This is a genomic window from bacterium (assembly GCA_022616075.1).
In the GTDB taxonomy this organism is placed as follows: Bacteria; Acidobacteriota; HRBIN11; order JAKEFK01; family JAKEFK01; genus JAKEFK01.
The window spans coordinates 1-17,728 of the sequence record JAKEFK010000030.1 but is presented as its reverse complement, the minus strand read 5'-3'; the positions used below and the strand labels follow the sequence as shown (position 1 = coordinate 17,728).

At 48.8% G+C, this 17,728-nt stretch carries 20 protein-coding genes; 12 read left to right on the top strand and 8 right to left on the bottom strand.

What is annotated here, in order from left to right; translation table 11 throughout:
• Window positions 1-382: alpha/beta hydrolase (locus L0156_02795; protein ID MCI0601918.1), on the top strand; the 382-nt coding region annotated here is incomplete at its 5' end.
• Between the two features lie 111 nt (window positions 383-493).
• Here the strand turns inward: L0156_02795 and L0156_02790 are convergent.
• The 3 genes from L0156_02790 to L0156_02780 all read right to left on the bottom strand — a co-directional run bounded on the left by L0156_02790 (window position 494) and on the right by L0156_02780 (window position 4,587).
• Complete coding sequence (locus L0156_02790; protein ID MCI0601917.1) at window positions 494-2,587, bottom strand: molybdopterin oxidoreductase family protein; 2,094 nt, start codon at window positions 2,585-2,587, stop codon at window positions 494-496.
• 280 nt (window positions 2,588-2,867) lie between these two features.
• A complete protein-coding gene (locus L0156_02785; GenBank protein MCI0601916.1) occupies window positions 2,868-3,113 on the bottom strand; it encodes a hypothetical protein in 246 nt (81 codons plus the stop codon).
• Window positions 3,114-3,219: 106 nt separating this feature from the next.
• On the bottom strand, window positions 3,220-4,587 hold the full coding sequence (locus L0156_02780; protein ID MCI0601915.1) for a serine hydrolase: 1,368 nt from the start codon (window positions 4,585-4,587) through the stop codon (window positions 3,220-3,222).
• A gap of 92 nt (window positions 4,588-4,679) precedes the next feature.
• Between L0156_02780 and L0156_02775 the strand changes: the two genes are divergently transcribed.
• Together L0156_02775 and L0156_02770 are read left to right on the top strand one after the other, a co-directional pair.
• Window positions 4,680-5,618: a hypothetical protein gene (locus L0156_02775; protein ID MCI0601914.1), complete on the top strand. Its 939-nt coding sequence runs from the start codon at window positions 4,680-4,682 to the stop codon at window positions 5,616-5,618.
• Window positions 5,615-5,863 carry a hypothetical protein gene (locus L0156_02770; protein ID MCI0601913.1) on the top strand — a complete coding sequence of 83 codons (249 nt, stop codon included), beginning with the start codon at window positions 5,615-5,617 and terminating at the stop codon, window positions 5,861-5,863. Before L0156_02775 ends, L0156_02770 begins: the two co-directional genes overlap by 4 nt.
• 150 nt (window positions 5,864-6,013) lie before the next feature.
• Here the strand turns inward: L0156_02770 and L0156_02765 are convergent, their stop codons facing one another.
• Window positions 6,014-6,832: a class I SAM-dependent methyltransferase gene (locus tag L0156_02765; GenBank protein MCI0601912.1), complete on the bottom strand. Its 819-nt coding sequence runs from the start codon at window positions 6,830-6,832 to the stop codon at window positions 6,014-6,016.
• A gap of 13 nt (window positions 6,833-6,845) precedes the next feature.
• Window positions 6,846-9,140 carry a protein kinase gene (locus tag L0156_02760; protein ID MCI0601911.1) on the bottom strand — a complete coding sequence of 765 codons (2,295 nt, stop codon included), beginning with the start codon at window positions 9,138-9,140 and terminating at the stop codon, window positions 6,846-6,848.
• 87 nt (window positions 9,141-9,227) lie between these two features.
• On the opposite strand from L0156_02760, the gene L0156_02755 reads away from it, so the two are divergent.
• Both L0156_02755 and L0156_02750 read left to right on the top strand, forming a co-directional pair.
• Complete coding sequence (locus L0156_02755) at window positions 9,228-9,599, top strand: metalloregulator ArsR/SmtB family transcription factor (protein ID MCI0601910.1); 372 nt, start codon at window positions 9,228-9,230, stop codon at window positions 9,597-9,599.
• Window positions 9,600-9,601: 2 nt separating this feature from the next.
• Window positions 9,602-10,081 (top strand): SRPBCC family protein, encoded by a 480-nt coding sequence (locus tag L0156_02750; GenBank protein MCI0601909.1) that lies wholly within the window; start codon window positions 9,602-9,604, stop codon window positions 10,079-10,081.
• 88 nt (window positions 10,082-10,169) lie between these two features.
• Here the strand turns inward: L0156_02750 and L0156_02745 are convergent, their stop codons facing one another.
• A complete protein-coding gene (locus tag L0156_02745) occupies window positions 10,170-10,967 on the bottom strand; it encodes a hypothetical protein (GenBank protein ID MCI0601908.1) in 798 nt (265 codons plus the stop codon).
• An 18-nt stretch (window positions 10,968-10,985) separates the two neighbouring features.
• Window positions 10,986-13,409: a carbohydrate binding family 9 domain-containing protein gene (locus L0156_02740; GenBank protein ID MCI0601907.1), complete on the bottom strand. Its 2,424-nt coding sequence runs from the start codon at window positions 13,407-13,409 to the stop codon at window positions 10,986-10,988.
• A gap of 131 nt (window positions 13,410-13,540) precedes the next feature.
• Between L0156_02740 and L0156_02735 the strand changes: the two genes are divergently transcribed.
• The 7 genes from L0156_02735 (at window position 13,541) to L0156_02705 (ending at window position 16,962) form a co-directional block, all read left to right on the top strand.
• Window positions 13,541-14,206, top strand: a complete 666-nt coding sequence (locus tag L0156_02735; GenBank protein MCI0601906.1) for an ABATE domain-containing protein — start codon at window positions 13,541-13,543, stop codon at window positions 14,204-14,206.
• 71 nt (window positions 14,207-14,277) lie between these two features.
• Complete coding sequence (locus tag L0156_02730) at window positions 14,278-14,553, top strand: hypothetical protein (GenBank protein MCI0601905.1); 276 nt, start codon at window positions 14,278-14,280, stop codon at window positions 14,551-14,553.
• Window positions 14,554-14,642: 89 nt separating this feature from the next.
• Window positions 14,643-14,834, top strand: coding sequence for a hypothetical protein (locus tag L0156_02725; protein MCI0601904.1), 192 nt, complete (start codon window positions 14,643-14,645; stop codon window positions 14,832-14,834).
• On the top strand, window positions 14,834-15,304 hold the full coding sequence (locus L0156_02720) for a type II toxin-antitoxin system VapC family toxin (GenBank protein ID MCI0601903.1): 471 nt from the start codon (window positions 14,834-14,836) through the stop codon (window positions 15,302-15,304). Before L0156_02725 ends, L0156_02720 begins: the two co-directional genes overlap by 1 nt.
• 94 nt (window positions 15,305-15,398) lie before the next feature.
• Window positions 15,399-15,668, top strand: a complete 270-nt coding sequence (locus tag L0156_02715; protein MCI0601902.1) for a hypothetical protein — start codon at window positions 15,399-15,401, stop codon at window positions 15,666-15,668.
• Between the two features lie 444 nt (window positions 15,669-16,112).
• Window positions 16,113-16,457, top strand: coding sequence for a metalloregulator ArsR/SmtB family transcription factor (locus L0156_02710; protein ID MCI0601901.1), 345 nt, complete (start codon window positions 16,113-16,115; stop codon window positions 16,455-16,457).
• Window positions 16,450-16,962 (top strand): SRPBCC domain-containing protein, encoded by a 513-nt coding sequence (locus tag L0156_02705; protein MCI0601900.1) that lies wholly within the window; start codon window positions 16,450-16,452, stop codon window positions 16,960-16,962. Before L0156_02710 ends, L0156_02705 begins: the two co-directional genes overlap by 8 nt.
• A gap of 112 nt (window positions 16,963-17,074) precedes the next feature.
• Here the strand turns inward: L0156_02705 and L0156_02700 are convergent.
• Window positions 17,075-17,728 (bottom strand): hypothetical protein (locus L0156_02700; GenBank protein ID MCI0601899.1); only part of this gene is annotated, 654 nt, incomplete at its 5' end.

Genomic DNA, 17,728 nt, shown 5'->3' with positions numbered 1-17,728 from the left:
AAACCCGGAGGAAGCCTGCAAGAAATTTTGGTCCATTCTGCGCCTAATTTATGTTGCTAATCCGGATGACGCAGAGAAGATCGATTGGGGCCGTTGCCATCTACCGAATGAACGCAACTTAATGAAATACTGGATCGGAAACATTCTTCCTTCGATGCAAAGAGTCCAATTCACCGCTGAAAAGTTGGCCGATGTGAAGGCGCCTGTCCTGATCATTCATGGAACGAAAGACAGGAGCGCCCCTTATGGTGGCGCGCTGGATTGGTCTTCGATGTGGCCGAACGTGAGACTCTTGACCGTTGAAAACTCAGCGCATGCTCCCTGGATCGAATCTCCAGAAATGGTCTTTGACGCAATCACTGATTTTCTGGAAGGGAAGTGACCGGAACGAACAACGTCAGCTTGTGGCAGTAAATGATATGGTGAAGCAAGGTGTGATGATTGCCTCAGTGGCAATTCAGGGAACAGATCCGAACCGTATAACGCATATTCATTAATCCGAACGTTCAACTCGCACAAGAGTTCCGTTGAATGCAGCTGTGCCGCAGAGAGCATCGAAGGCCAGATCATCTGTAAGATCGTTGATGCTTGCGCCAGGATGAAGTTGTGCAACGTCCATTTGGATACCGGAGCGATCGTGGCCCCATCCATGGGGAATACTCACAACTCCAGGCATCATGTCCTGTGTTATCTCAGCAACAATTTCCAGTTGTCCTGCGCGCGAGCAAACGCGCACTTTCTCTCCCGCGATGATTTTCAAACGCTCCGCATCGTGAGGATGAATGAGCAGTGTGCATTGTTCCTTGCCCTTCACAAGTCTTTGAATGTTATGCATCCAGGAATTGTTGCTGCGCAAATTCCTTCGCCCGATGAGGCGCAGATCGTATTGAGGTAAGTTGCCGTTTGTGAACAAACGTGTCTTCAACCGGACAATGTCATTTAACAGAATCTGAGGCGCAAGCTGGATTCGACGTCCCGCAAGACGTTCCGGAAGGCAGGGTTGCAATGGGCCGAGGTCAATACCGTGAGGCATCCGTTTGAGTTTCTTTACCGTGAGCCCACCGGCAAAAGGCACTCTTGAACCGTAAGGACCAAACCGTAATCCTAGATCAAGCATTCCTTGAGGCCCGATCCGTTTCAGGATTTTTCTCTTTAGCTTTGAGATGCGATTGCCATTGCTCAATCGATTCTCCAATTCCAAAAAAATTTGCCAATCATGTTTTGCGTCCTCTTCAGGCTTAAACAGAGGCAGCGAAATTTTTGCTGTGTTTCTAATCGCTAGAAAATGAAACGCAAGATCGTAATGATCGTGTTCCAGCGGCGAGGTCGGAGGCAAGATAATATGAGCATGACGGGTCGTTTCGTTAATATAGAAATCGATCGAAACCATGAAATCGAGCCTGGCAAGGGCTTCATCCAGCTTCCGTCCATTTGGAGTTGAAAGAACCGGATTGCCTGCAGATGTAACGAACGCGCGTATTTGTCCTTCTCCTTGCGTCAGGATTTCTTCAGCCAGGACTGCAACGGGCAGTTCACCCGCAAACTCCGGAAGCTTTCGAACGCGGCTGTGCCACCGCGCGAAATGCCCGGGTGTTGCGAGCGACTTCGGCGCTTTCACGACGTCAAAAGCGGGCTTTGTAAATAACGCGCCACCGGGACGATCCAGATTTCCTGTAACTATGTTGATCACATTGATCAACCACTGGCAAATTCCACCAAACTCCTGCGTCGAAACACCGATCCTTCCGTAACATACTGCTGAACCAGCCGACGCAAAATCACGCGCGAGATGACGAATGTCTGATTCAGAGATCCCTGTTGCTTTTTCAACAGAAGATGGTGGAAATTCTGCAACCAGCTCCTGAATCTGCCTAAGACCATCTGTGAAAGCTTCCAGTCTTCCGGGATGAAGTCGTTTCTCCGCAAAGAGCACGTTCAGCAATGCCAGAAGAAGAAATGCGTCGGATCCCGGACGAATGAACAGATGCCGGCTGGCAATGGCGGAAGTTTCGGTGCGGCGTGGATCCACCACAACGATTTGCCCTCCACGATTCCGGATCGCCTGAAGTCGCCTGGCAACATCGGGAGCTGTCATCAAACTTCCGTTGGAGACAACCGGATTGGCGCCAAGTATCAGAAGGAAGTTTGTGTTATCGATATCCGGAATTGGCAGAAGCAGCTGATGCCCGAACATGAAATACGCAGCGAAATGATGCGATAGCTGATCTACAGAAGTAGCAGAAAATCGATTCTTAGTACGCAATGTCCGCAAAAAACCGGGACCAAACAGCAACGAACCGTAATTATGGACAGTGGGATTACCGGCGTAGTAGGCGACGCTATCCCTTCCATATTGATTGCGAATCTCCCGCAGCTTGCTTGCAGTTTCATCCAGTGCTTCCTCCCAGCTGATCCTTTGCCAGCCAGTCGGAGTGCGGCGCACAGGATGGCGCAAGCGATTCGAATCTAAATAGATGTCCTGCAGTGCAACGGCTTTGGGGCAAATATGTCCGCGACTGAACGAGTCCTGTTCGTCACCGCGAATAGACCACTGATCATTCGTGACTTTGATTTCAATTCCGCACATTGCCTCGCAAAGATTGCAAGTGCGATAGTGTTGCGGTGTTGTAATCACTTACTTTTGCCGGCTGGAAGCCGGCGCTGGAGTTTCTACATTTGCTTCTGTATTCATGAGGAGAATGATTTTCTAAACAAGCCACGCCCGCAGAATGCCGGCGGTCATTAATGCCAGCCTGGAGGCTGGCGCTCATTTAACGGCTGCAAAGATGATCGCCGCCATTCTGGCGGCATTGATGTCCGCTGGCCTCCGGCCGGCTTTGCCGGCTGGAAGCCGGCGTTACAAAGTCCTACTTCTTTTTACCCCTTCCGGCCATTTTGCTTCGCGCGATATCTCCATCTTTATCCATGAAGTACATCCAGCCGTCTTCGCGTTTAATTCCCGCTTTTGCAACTTTTTCCGGTAATTTTTTTGTGGATTTTTTCTGCTGACCGCGGGCCATAGGACTGCGGCTTAAATCGCCGTCTTTGTCAATGTAATACAGATAACCGCCTTCTCGTTTGATTCCAAGTTTTACAACTTTCTGCTGTGCCATTTGATTTTTCTCCTCCTTAGCTTCATCAAGTTTTAATAAGAATGTAAATTCGACCGTTGCATTATCTCATCACCGGGGAAATTTCGCCATCCACCTATTTCCGGCATTAGTTCACGCGTACCGCAGTATCAGAAGGCTCGCAACTGAGGAACCTTTTAACTTTTGTGGCGCGTCCGTCTGATCCAAGCTCAAATCGAAAAGCATAGGATGCGTCGCCATCGGCCAGAATAAGCTCCGTGCCGGACAGGGCTGACAATTTTCTGCGCGGATGATCGTTCCTTTGTGAATACAAACTACCGGCTTCTTCAGTGATTTTGAGTTCGTCCCCGGGGCCGATACGGTACGTACCAATCAAAGCTTTCATCCTCTCAGACGAAAGAGTTTGAATTTTTGGTTCGGTGGATCCTGTAAGAATGAGACGAGCAAGCCGTCTTGAAGTAGCGCCTGCATCCGGTGTATCAAAATCATTGTTTACAAGCACAATGATATTCAAGTCCTCATCAGGGAGCCGAATTGCGGTGGCATTGAAACCATTAATGAAACCGCCGTGTTCGATGGTCCGGTAACCTTCGATCTTGCAAACTTTCCAGCCGAATCCGTAACCGGATGGAGTGCCGTCAGGAAGGATGCGCCCTTTCCATGCGAGATCCAGCAATTCCCGTGGAACTACCGAACCGTTGCGAAGCGCAATATCCCAACGCAACAAATCGTCCACTGTCGATACCAGTGCGCCGGATCCATGGGGGACTGTCATGCTAATGTACGGCGCGTTCACGATCTGTTCATTGTTAAGAGAATATCCTTTCGCCCGCAGCTGAATGAGACGTTTGTCATCACCGTAAAAGGTATTGTTCATCCCGATCGGTTGAAAAATTCGCTTTTCCAGATAATCTCTATAACTCATTCCGCTGATTCGCTCAATCATCGCGCCAAGCAAGATGTATCCGGTATCACTGTAACGAAATCCCAACCCCGGTTCGAAGTGCAGTGGCAGGTGATTTGTCAGCGCAAGCAGTTGTTCGGCGGTGTAATCTTTTCGAGCCAGAACATCGAAATCGTTTAGATCAACAAGATTGGGAAGGCCCGATGTGTGAGTCAATACCTGTTCGATGGTGATCCTCTTGCCGTATGCAGGAAGGGACGGCAAATACTCACGCACATCATCCGAGAGCGCCAGCTTGCCTTCGGAAATAAGTTTCAGCACAGCTATCGCAGTAAACTGCTTCGTAATCGAACCAATCTTGATCTTCGTTTCCGGAGTCATAGGAACAATCAGCTCCATATCAGCCAAGCCGTATGCGTGACGGAATACAGGCTTGCTGTTCCGGGCAACAAGCACGACCCCGCCTGGCTTGTCCGCGCGGAATTGCTTCGCGAGAAAATCTTCGATCTGTTCCGTAATGCGATCCGATGCGAGACAGGGAAAAGATACAAAACATGCCACCAGGATAAGAATGATTAAACTAGTTTTCACTTTGACTCTGTTCTCTCTAGCATTCCACTAAAGGTTGCACCCGATAGACGATTTGTCAATAATGAGAATTTGTGTGTAGTGGCTGTGAATTCATGAAAAGTATCATTCTTGCATTGAATCTTGTATTGATCTGTTCCGCTTCTATTGCTGCCGAATTTCAAGGTGTGGAATATACGACGCCTACCGGTTGGAGAGCAGAAGATTCAGGTGGCGCTCTTGGATTCGTGCCAAATGATGTTACCCCTCAAACGGGAACCGTACTGGTTTTAGGACCGGCGGAGAATCTTGAGAACAGCTCATTTGATGTCTGGCTGCAGCAAAAATTGAAAGAAGAGCTTGAAGATGGTTCAAAAGTTCTTGAAGAGAGCGAGACGCACAAACAGCAGCAAGGGAATCTGACTTCAGCGACGCTGGTTCGTGTGACTCAGGATACAGATGGAATGAACGCGATCCGCATGTATCACGCCGTGACAAATGGCAAAAAGGCTGCGTTGGCAATGGCAATGGCGGTTGGCCAGGAAGCAACCGACAAATACGCAACAGCGATTCAATCCTTTTTTTCTTCTCTGAGGATTGCAGAAACGGTTTCGAATCTTCCGCCATCAATCGCTTCTTCCCAACAAAAGGGAAATGGCGAACGTGTGCCCGAAGCCGGAATTGTGAATGGCGTCCCGCAGGGAATGTTTGTCGGTCGAAGCCTTCTAACTGGAAAAGCAGTTTGTTTACTTTTTCTGGGTGGAGGACGAATAACGCGAGCCATTCCACAAAAAGGATTGGAGCACTTCGATTGGCCGATTCATCAATCAGAGCACTCAGGCGATTCAGGAAGTTGGGAGATTCATGGGAATCTACTTCGAATCGTTTGGGGAGATGGTGGAGTGCATGAAGGTCCGCTAACCGCCACTCAAACGGGATCGAATTTTATGGGAAAAAATATGCGCGTCCAACAACCGTTGGAATCGCTGCCATTACGGGAAAATGGGAATCCGCGCGCGGCACGGCGGTGTGGGGCGGGGAAGGGGTTGTGGTGACACAAACACTGATCATCGATCGAGACGGTTCCTTTCATTGGGAAGCCGGCGGTGGCGGCACGGTGTCCGGAAGAGCGGTTTCCAACGAAGGAATGAACCTTACGGGAAGACTGCAAATTGCCGGATCAACAATGACTTTTCATGGAAGTAACGGAACTGCGGAGTCTTATACGTTTCTGCCGTTGCCCGATAGTCCTATTGTTGCTTTTAGTCTTGGCCCAAACATGTTTACTCGCGTGGAATGAATATTAGCTGGCGTTTTTTCAAGATCGACTGATTGAGCACACTTCCGTCTGTCTAAGTAATAACGCTATCCAAAACTTCAATTGTTGCTTTCATCGCAAAATTCTTTCGCATGCGGACTAACCACTTGGTGCCTTGGCGTCCTGGCGGTTTTATTTTTCGGCAACATAAACGAAGCGCGAGAGGCGTTTTTCTTCTGCGAGGCGAGCGGCCACAGCCAGAAATTCTTGTTGTCCTTCAAAGGTCTGCTCTCCCTCTATCTCCAGGAGAGCAGAGCTTCTTGAGGCGCGGGCAGCGCGACGCCGTTCAGCGATTTTCGCCATATTTAGAGTCACGTCATCCCGCCACACCAATCGCAATCCGCAGTTGGAGATAACAAGTTCATCGAATCCAGGCGGGACAAACAAAAAGTAACCAATCGAACTGCGCACAGCGATTTCCGCAGCGCTTAACGGACCTGTTACCGTGATCGGATCCGTAAACAGGAGCCGCCCGCCCGCTCTCAGGATCCGGGCCCATTCTGCGATCACCACTCTGCGCTCCGGTAGATGATTGATAGCGTCAATACAAATAATTGCATCGCAGCTTTCTTTTAAGAAAGGAAGCTTCGCTGAAGCATCCACCATTCGAAATTCAGCGCGATCCTTTAAACTGCGACTTGCTGCTAATGAGTTCGCAGTAGAAATCGCTTGCTCATGAATATCAACACCCACGACCAAGCAGCCGGTTTTTTCTACAATTCGCAGCGCAGGGCCACCTGATCCACACGCTATATCAATCAGGGTTTTGCCTTGTGAAAGATTGAGCCAGGAAATGAATGTGTTCAGCTCTTCCGATGTGAGCCAACTATTCTGCCCCAAATCCTCCCCGAATGATTCCCGGCGAATCTCTTCGTATATTTGAGTCTGAAAATTGCCGTAATTTGCATCGTAGAGCCTGGTGACGGGTATGGATCTCTCTTTGTTACTCATCGTTTTATTTGTTCTAATTCATCTGGGTAAAATTCTGCCATTGTTGTTTTGTTTTTCGCATCAATGCCTGGAAAGAAGAATCTGCGCGAACATTTTTCAGGAGCGGATCCCTTTGTGATAGGAATGGATAGTGAATGAACCCGCGGCTCGCGGAACGCTCAAGCCAGCGTAAGGATTGCTCTTTGTTATCCAGCAGGGCGTAGCATTGTGCGATTGCGTGGGTCCATTGCAAATCGGACCAAACTGCGGATTCAAATTCTGGAGTCATCAACTCCTCCACAGGTTTCGGCTGCGCGCGTAAAGCGTATTTCAGCATCCAGGCCATTGTTGCAAAAGCACTCTCCGACGGATTGGGAAAAGTTTGTTCAATTAGTGTAACGGCTTCCTCTTTCTTATCCATCGAAGCCAGTATTTGCGCTGTGGCCCAGGAAACAGCGGGGTTGATTGGTTGTAATTCCTTACTTTTCTTCATATAGGAAAGAGCCGAATCAAACCTGCATTCCAGGTAATCATAGAAAGCCTTTAGCCAGTAAAGGAAAAACCAGAGTGGATCAACCGATTCTATCCTTGCGATGAGTTGGAAGGCTTCTTTCATTTGCCCAACGAACAACCATCCAAGTGCCAGCATGGAGAGGCAGTCGGTGTCCGTGGGATCGATGCGAACTGAAATCTGGAGTTGGCGAATCCACTCTTGAATATTTCCGCGATGAGCTGCAATCAGCCCCAGCAGAGCCGGACCATGCGGGCCTGATGGATCAAGTCTCAGAATTTTTCGCGCATAATCTTCAGCTTCGTCAAGATACGCGGGGTCAGCAGATGCGCCCATATTCAGGTATTGCCACATGGCCACGCCGATACCGCGATAAAGGATGATATTATCGCCTGACAAAGCAAGCGCCGACTTCAACTCCGAGACAGCCTGATTCAGCTGACTTTCGTCGAAAGTCCAAATCCGGTTTCGCGCTCGCAAATAGGCGTCGTAAGCCTGGATGTTTTCAAACGGACGCTCTGCCAGGAGTCGATTCTCTTTTGCAGTAAGCCTTACACTCAGCGCATCCACAATCGATCGCGAAACACGCTCCTGAATCTCAAACACATCTTCAAGCGTCCCGCCGTACTTATCGGACCACAGGACAGAGTCCGAATCGGTATCCGTTAACTGTGCTGTGATTCGAAGATTGACTCCCGCTTTACGCACCGAACCTTCCAGAATATAGCGAACATTTAGCACTTTACTGATGTCCTTCACATCTTTTTGGGAATCCTTGAGCCGCATCGCTGAAATACGGGAGATGACACGCAGGGATGATATTTTTGACAGATCCGCGATGAGCTCTTCCGTAAGGCCGTCGCTGAAATATTCATTTTCGCGATCCATGCCAAGATTTCGAAAGGGAAGTACTGCAATAGAAGCGACTTCTTCCGGTCCGCTAAATGAAACGGTATCGCCGGATTGGCCTATTTTACGCAAGTTCGATACTACTTCGTTAGCCGATTGGGGCCGGTCTTCCGGATTTTTTCTCAGGCATTGCCGGACTAGCGATTGAATCTCGAAAGGAATTGCAACGCTCTGACTCGTGAACTCCTTAGGATCATCTCTTAGAATTGCTGCAAGCGTTTCCGCGGCCGTGCGCCGTGAAAAACAACTGCGTCCGGTGATCATCTCGTAAAGAATCAGACCGAACGCGAAAAGATCGCTTCTTGCGTCCGGCGGTTGGCCGCAAGCTTGCTCGGGCGATAAATATTCAAGGGTGCCAAGGACCGTTCCGGGCGACGTTATCTTATCTTGCGTGTAAACAGAGGATGGATTGTCCACGGTTTCAGCGGTCTGTACGCGTGCTGCAAGTCCGAAATCCAGAATTTTCGCGCCGTGTTCGCCGGTAAGAAAAATATTCTCAGGCTTCAAATCTCGGTGAATGATTCCCTTGTTATGAGCCGCCGCCAAACCGTTAGCAATCTGCAGAGCAACCGTCCACGCATCTTGCACAGTCATCGGACCTGTTCTAAGCCGCGAGCGCAACGTTTCTCCTTCCAGATATTCCATAACCAGGTAGTCGACACCCGCATCGTTTCCGATATCGAGCAACATACAAATGTGAGGGTGATTCAAGCTAGCGATCGTGCGTGCTTCCTGCTGAAAACGCCTGGAAAACTGGGAATCTTCGGACAGATGAGGCGGCAATACCTTGACGGCAACACGCCGATCCAGACGCGTATCGGTCGCAACATACACTTCTCCCATTCCACCGGTGCCCAGCTGTCCGGTGACCTTATAAGGCCCTAGTTTTCTTCCCGGCAAAATCGGCATTGCCCCCTAATTTATCACAGCTGAATCGGTCGAAAGCTTATTATTAAGTATTGACTTAATTAAGTGATGGCTTTATGATTAGGTGTCATGGATGTTTTTTACGCGCTTGCTGAACCAAACAGACGCCATATTGTTGAGATGCTTGCAAGCAAGGGCCAATTATCCGCGACAGAAATCTGCGACAGATTTGCCGTAAGCCCCCCTGCGATTTCCCAGCATCTAAAAGTTTTAAAGGAAGCAAACCTGGTGCAAGTCGAAAAACGGGCCCAGCAACGCATCTACCGGATCAATCCGGATGCTGTGCAGCAGCTGGAACAATGGGCCAAAGATGTGATGGAACTTTGGAATCAGCGTTTCGACGCATTTGATCAGGTATTACAAGCTGAAAAAGAAAAAATGCTCAAAAAGAAAAAAGATAAACGAAGTATCACTGCTAGACTGAAAGCAAGGAAGGATTGATCATGATAACGCCAAAAAATTTTAGTGTGAATCGCGAAGGACGAGAAATAACAGGGGAGCGGATTTTTGATGCGCCGCGACAGCTCGTTTGGAAATTATGGACCGATCCCGATCTTATCCCGCAGTGGTGGGGTCCGAAAAAATACAAGACCACGGTTGAGAAAATGGATTTCAGGCCGGGAGGCGTCTGGCGCTTCATCCAGCAAGAACCGAATGGCAACGAGTATGCATTCAGCGGAGAATACCGCGAGATCGTTCCGCCCGAGCGGCTCGTATACACGTTTAATTTCGAACCGATTGGACCGGGCCATGAATTGATTGAAGTCGTCACATTCGAAGAGATCAATGGCAAAACGAAGATGACGAATAAAGCAATTTACAAGACGATAGAGGATCTTGAAGGAATGCTCCGGTCCGGAATGGAAGAAGGCGCAATGGAAACGATGGCCCGATTTGATGAATTGCTGAGAAAACATTCCTGAAGTTTACTTCGTAATGATGCCAAAATGAACCGTTTGGTACCAAAATGAACCATAATGGTTCTAACTGGTACCATTTTGACACTACGACTTACATCCAACGTAACCGCGAACGGCTGGTCGGATCCAAGATCAACAGCTCCGGTGCATTTCTCAGCAAGCCGAGGCCGGAGAGCGATTCCAGGTTGCGTTCCACTACCGGCAGGAATCGAGTCTCCAGCATCTGATCATCCTGGAGTATGCCGAGCCACACAAGGTGTGGTCCATCCGTGCGAAAGGGGAGTTGCGGAAATGTATCCGTGCCATCGAATGTGATCAGAACACCAGCTTGACGCGCGCCTGCATCCCGGTAAGCTGCGAACGTGGTCCCTGCTTTTTGTGCAAAAGTCTCGACACTGTCCGCCTTCACCTGGAATATTTGTGCAATCACAATTCCTTGAGCTCCGTTTTTTTCCGCTACCGGATCCACCGCTGGAAGGATGGTGATCTGTGAATCAGGATTTAACGGCCGAAGCCGCAAAACATTAGAGGCATCAAGCAGGCGATCATTCATGACTTTGGAATGTTCTCTCCATAAAGGGCCATAGTAGAAAGCGGAATTGACCGTACCCCGGCCATCGTTATTCTTGAAACCTCTGATCCATGTAAACATCGAAGGATTCTTGCGTTCCATGAACTGACCGAAACAGATGGCGCCTAACTGCTGAAATGCGTCCGGAAAATAACTTTCAAAATATCGTGCAAAATTCTCACGTTCTCCCTCTTTAACTGTATAACGGCGAAACTCGATCACCTGGAAATCATTCAAGTGGGCGATTTGTTTCAACGTTGCGGGTTCGGCGAATAAAAGCGAGGCAATCAAAATTACTAAGGATGCGAGTTTGATCATGATTCTTTCTCCTTGGATTTAAAGTCCGTAACGGAACAGGTATGAGAGTTTTACGAAAAACGTGCGTGTGTTGCGGTGCAAACCCTGTTCGTACCGATTTGTGAATGGGTCGTAACCGTTGTAGTTGAAATCTTCGTTGTAACCGAGATAAAGCGATGTTCCCGGATTGGGCGTCCATCCTGCTAAGAATTGCCCGCGGATACTGGCCGTTAGTGAATCGTAATCAATACGCGCCCGCGCGAACGTAAAACGAGTAAAAGAATAATTCGCTCGCAAGCTATAGAGGTTCTGCTCAAAAGCCGGGAGCTTCGTGTCGTTGCGAACCAGACTGCTCTTCGTAAAATCGACAGCAAGCTTCAACGCTTCAGCCGGTTGGTATGTGGCTGTTACCGATGCGTATTTCGACCTGCCGGGACCCGGATCAAGCGGAGCATCCGGATCCGCTAACGCAGCAGGGGAGACCCTTGGAAATTTTGGACCTGCCCCAAAATCGAAATCGAGGTTATTCCAGGAGTTGTCAATATAAACGGTAAAAGAATATTTTTTACTGGGGGCGGTACCGGCCTGAATAGCGAATCCCGCGTAATCCGTACTTCGCTCCGGAGAACCGCTGAACGCTCCCTGGCGTGCCGGTGATCTTTTCGGACCGAATTCTTCTTCAAAAAGCCGGACATAATCGCAATATCCATACAAATTGAGAAAAGTTTGTCTTTTGAAATTGAAAAACACTTGAGGGAAGTGATACGCGTACTGCATTCTTCCTTGCCAGTCGAACTGGGCCAGAGACACATGCAGCGCGCTCCAGGAAATCAGTTTCCCATCGTTCTTGGGTTCTGAGTTATAACGCACAGAGGCGTTCCATCTGTTGGTATTTGTCCGTTGTATAAAACCGAGATCAGCACGATAGTCAGCCGTGTAACCTTGTCCGGTCACTTGAACATTGAGATGCCGGCCCGTCCGATTGAATTGTCCGTAATAGCCGAGCCCATTACCCGTACGATATTTGTTCTGATCCGTATCGGGATCGTAAAAAAATCGCCGGGAGTTTGTTCCCAGAAATTGAAAAGTCAGGAAGCTGTTTGAACGAATATTGAGACGCCCGTCGAACCCCACCAGATGATTGTGCTTCTCAACAAAGTTGTAGCTCGTCGCGAGAAACCCGAAGTTCGATTGGTCAGCAATATCGCGTCTGACGCGAAATAGCATCGAATAGGCATTCTTATCGATGAACCTTTCAAGGCCTGGATCCGTCTTTTCTTCTTCGCTGAAGTTGCCGGGAGCTTCATCGCTTGCGGCCATGAGTCCAAAGGTCGTGTGGCCGTGTTTTCCGGATAGTTTTGCGGCGCCGTTTGGATCAATGATTGTGCGTGTATGAACGGCCTGAATGGGTGTCTGAAAAATTTCTATTGCTTCCAGAAAGAAGGGTCGCTTTTCATCAAAGAAAAGAGGGAAGCGTTGATTGGCAGTGATTTGCGGCTGATCCGCTTCGACTTCAGCAAAATCCGGATTCAAAGCCGAAGTCAGAGCCACGGCGGGTGTAAGCGAAAACTTCGCTGTCATTCCAAAGTCCAGATCGATGGGTTGATTCTGAAAACGCTTCGAGTCCGCCAGCTGCGGATTTGTTTTGGCGGAGCCGAGCGGTCCCAAACGACGTCCCGTTTCCGATGGTGTCATGACCGGTATGAATTCAAGAACGCGTCCACGCTTCACACCTTCAAGACCGGTGATCTCGCCGGCCTGCGCTAGGAACTTCGCTTTGGTTTCCTCGGAGCCGGAAACTGTGGTTTTGTCACGGCTCAAGGGCATCCAGGAATTTTCTTCGTCCAGGTGCTTAATCACTCTTAAAACATGTATGCCCCAGCGTTTCTGTTTGCTCGTTTGATAGCGGAGTGAATGGAATGGTATGGAAATCTCAATGGTGTAACCGTTTTCTATCAGAGTCCCTTTAGAATTCATCACGATATCAACGCTGTAATCGGTTTTGCCGTCTTCAAGATAAATGCCGTCCTGCTGCATTCCAAGCGGGTTGAACATCAGGAGGTAAGCCTTGCGTTGATCATGAAATGTGTCCAGATAAATGGCGATGTAGTCATCGTTGCTCACGTCATCGCGTTTTGTCAGAGTCGCGCGAATTTTGTCGGGACGATCGGAAGCTTGAATCGCAATGAAAAGGAACTGCTGGTTATACCCCAACAATACTTCGGTTGGAAAGGAAGGCAGGGTATTGTCGCCCGGCTGTGTTTGATAAAAGTCTTTCAAACGCGTTGCCTCTTTCCAGATTGCTTCATCGATCCGCCCATCGATGGAGGGTTGCGATTCAAAAAACGTGACGTCTAGCGGCAGGCGAGATGGATCCCGAATCTTTGTTTCATAGGCGTATCCGGCAACTGCCAGGACGACAAACAGATTCAAGCATGTAAGAGCTGCAGCTTTGCGCCCCATGTTCGGCCTCCTCTTTCATCAGACTTGACTGAAATGTGGTAACCGACTAAACTAATATAGTAGGTTACTAGAAGCTAGATTAATGATTTGCGTGTAACCTGTCAAGTAGTTTTTGATGGTTACGGAGAAAAATGAATACTGAGAAGAGAGCGGTTTCAGCGATCAAACTGATTGGGGGACGTTTGTGTCTGGATTTCGTAAATACGATTGGAGGCCGGCGCCCGGACCTGTCACACGCGCGAAAAACGGCTGCTTTTTACACCATCCGCGACGAAAAACTCAATGATTACCCAGACCTGGTGGCCTGGGCGAGACGCGTTGAGCTCCTTACAGAACCGGAAGCCCGTCAATTAGCCGTGCAGGCGAGACGGAATGAGCCGGAAGCATCGGTGATTTGGAAAAGGGCAATTCAACTACGTGAATCCATCTATCGCATCTGCACCGGAAGACTATCGGGCGAGATCCCGCAGGCATCGGATCTGGAAGTGCTGAATCGTGAACTGCAAGCCGCATTCGATCGAACTAAACTGTCCATGGAAAAATCAAATTTTCATTGGGAGTGGACGAATGCGACAGGCTCGCTGGAGCGGATCCTTTGGCCCATTGCCGATTCGGCGGCAGCAATGTTAACAGAAGGGGATTTGACCCGTTTGCGCCAATGCAGCGGCGATGATTGCGGCTGGCTATTTGAGGATACAACCCGCAATCGCAGTCGTCATTGGTGCGATATGAAGGATTGCGGAAATACAGCAAAAGTTCGCCGTTTCCGGTCACGTAACCAAAAACGCCATCGCTAAAACCCTCGCGTCGATTTCCTGAGGCGCCACTCGACTATCTGTTAAACGCGCTGTTAAAAGGAGAAGGGAAGATGAGCGACGAAAAAATACTAACCAAACACCCCTTGGGTAAAAGGGGGTTAAACATCAGCAAGCAGAAGTACGAAACAATCAAGCGGGCTATCGTTCAGGCTTTGCGAAAGAATGAGCTGACTCATACAGAACTCGTTGATCAACTCAAAAAGGATCTGGAAGGCAAATTTTCAGACAATGTAAGCTGGTATGGGGAAACGGTGAAACTCGATCTGGAAGCCAGAAAAATAATTGAAAGAACCGCTTCCAAGCCTCAAAAATATCGATTGAAATAAAAGACTGCATTCGAAACATTCGGACGCCGGTTTGACGTGATCTCTTCGTACGTATAGAATTCATCTATATACGTAAGGAGTAAGGTTTGATGAAGCCGGCAGTAAAAAGGAAGAACTTTTACCTGGATGAAAAGAAAATCTACCGGGCGAAACGGATCCTGGGAACGAAGAATGAAACGGAGACCATCGACAAAGCGCTTGATCTGGTTGTATTTCGAAAGGACCTTCTGGAATCATTGAAGGCAGTGGCCGCTAAAGGCGGAGTTGAAAAAGTTTTCTGATGGGCAAGCACATTATTGACACCGATCTGTATGTGGATCTCATCCGAACCGGAAAGAGTCATTCGGTCATCCGCGAAATCTATGAGAAGGAAATTCCAGGGATTCACTTCAGCTCCGTTGTTGCTCAAGAACTGTTGTCCGGCGTTCAATCCGCCCTGGGGAAGCGCCTGGTTCGGACGCTTCTGGAACCATTTGAGCGAACAGGAAGGATCGTGACTCCGACTCATAAAGTTTGGAAGGAAGCCGGAGACATTCTTGCGCGAATCTTCCGAATTCATCCTGAGTTCAAGAGCAAACTACCGGGACTTGTAAACGACGGTTTGTTGGCTGCAAGTGCCAGATCGATCGGAGTCAATTATTGTGAGATCATTTCGCAAAAAGAAAGAGATTGCATGTCCGCGGGGGATATGGACCACTTTGATCTGGAATCTGGGAACCGGAATTCCGGCAACCTGGACAATCACATTTAGATGCGAGAACGAAGAGACTGTTGAGGGAAAGTATCTTGAGCGACGAGCCTTCTGGATCTTTCCTCTAAAGCCTGTGCAAGGAGACTTCTTCAGGGTGACCTCGAAAATGCCCTGGAGCTGCCTGCCGTGGTTTTCCATCATCCGGCCGCTGGGCAAAATTCGGTGGAGTCGACGCGAGAGTTTGAAGAATGAGGCAGAAGCTCCGCGCGCAGAAATCGAAACGATGCTTTTGACCGATCGATATAAGGGCGCGTGGAAGCGCGCTCAAACTCTTGAGCTGGGGAATGTTGTTGCCGTTCTCCTGAAGGAAAATCAGGATGCGCCAACGATTGAAAGTAACCCTACAGTTTTCCCGCCTCAATAGCTCCATGATCTACTGGAGAACGTGTGACTTTGACCATGAGTTTGCCGGGCAGGGAAGTATCTTGTGGCCAATGTCTCGGCTTAGCCAAATGAAGCAGCCTATATATAAGGAAGCATATCTTGGCCGAGAGTACAGTTCGGGAACGTTAAGTTTGGCCAAGAGTACAATTCAAATTTCAGAAAAAATTTTCGTTTCAAACTTGCGCCATCTCTTCCGAGATCGAACCACGAAAAGAAACTATAGCGCTAGTCCATGCCTTCCGGGAAGCCGATGTGATCGGGAACTCGATCTTCCGGCAGACCGGAAGCAGATTCCATACGGCCGGTCATGTTGTAAAGGAAATAATCGCAGCAGCATCATAGATACCCGCATAAATTGAATCGATTATTCACGGGGAATCTCGATATTCATTGACATATTCCTATAATGGAATATATTATCAACATGGCACGCACACGAACCACTTTTGACTCATTCAATGCGGTAGCAGAACCGAAACGACGAGTACTCATTGAAGCGTTGGTCATCAAGGAACTGACTGTTAATCAGATTGTGGAACACATGGGGTGGAATCAACCCATGGTTTCAAAGCATCTAGGTGTTCTGAAGCAAGTGGGTTTAGTTTCAGAAAGAAAAGAAGGCCGATATCGTATCTACAAAGTGAATGCCGCGCAGCTGAAACCTATACAAAAATGGGTAGTCCAGTTTGAACAGTATTGGAGTAACAGTCTGGATCACCTGGAAGACTATTTAAACGAAATTCAATCTAGAGAGGTGAAGGATGAGTAATGACAACGAACTTATGGTGGAACCGTCGATATTAATTCGAGAATTTATTGCTCCAAGACAATTGGTTTTTGACGCATGGACACAAGTGAAACATTTGAAAAACTGGATGTTCCCCCAAAAAGGATTTACCTGCGAGTACGTCTCTGCCGACATCAAGCCGGGGGGCTCCTCTCTTCATAAGATGATCGCTCCCAATGGACACGAAATGTGGCTGCTGACGAAATACGAAGAAGTGAATCCTCCTGAAAGTCTTGTTTTTAGACAGTATATTTCTAACGAAGCCGGTGACATTTTGCCTAATACACAGATGCCCAACTGGCCAAAAGAAATGAGGACAACCATCAAGCTTGAAGAGGTGGATGGCAAAACTAAATTGCAGTTAGTCTGGCAACCGATAAACCCGACCAAAGAAGAAGCCGAAGCCTTTGAAGCCTCTCGCTCTCAACACGGCAACGGCTGGGGTCGAGGATTCGACCAGCTCGCGAGCTATCTTGGAACCTTATAATGATCGGTCGTTCATCTTAATATTTAGAAAGCTCGGAGGAACAGCTTCCGGAGTGAACGCGGATGCTTCGAAAGCCGCTCCTAATATAACTCCTTGAGTGGCGAGGTCGATTTCATGGATTAAGGACCGGCTGCACCGTTGCGTAGTAGAAGGCAAATGCGCCGTCAACAGTGGCGTTGTCTTCGCCGGGTCCACTCGAACACGGACTGCTCGGATTTAACCCGCAGGTACCGCTGAGCTGACCCACGATCTGCGATGAGCCGTTCACGATCGGCGAGCCGCTGCTTCCGCCATCGATCGCGCCTGTGATGTCGCGGCTATAAATGCGCTCTCCGCGCGGCCAACTGGAACAGGTGGGAGCGCTGGTGTCAACACGGTGCTGCGAGTATACCTGCGGACCGAAATTTGGGTTGCTGACGCGATAGAGATCCGTGTTGTTGCTATTGGCCACGGGTGTAGTCGTCCAGCCCAGGGTAACAGAGCCTGAAGGAGGAGCGGAGTTTAGATGGAGCAACGAGAAATCGCCCTTCCGACCCGTCTTCGACACTGTGGCTCCGCTCGTTTGGTACGGCCACCCGCTGTTGCTGGGACAGCTCGAACCGTTACATGAGGAAGTAGCGAACCGCCAGTAGAGGTTAACGTTCTTAGCGCTGTTGTTCTTGCTAATTGTAATTTCTCGCTCTCTTTGATACTTTCCACCTGAGTTTTTTTCTGATCTTTTTGTCTTAGGGAGTTTTGCAGGTGCAAAGATTTCGGTAAGATTTTT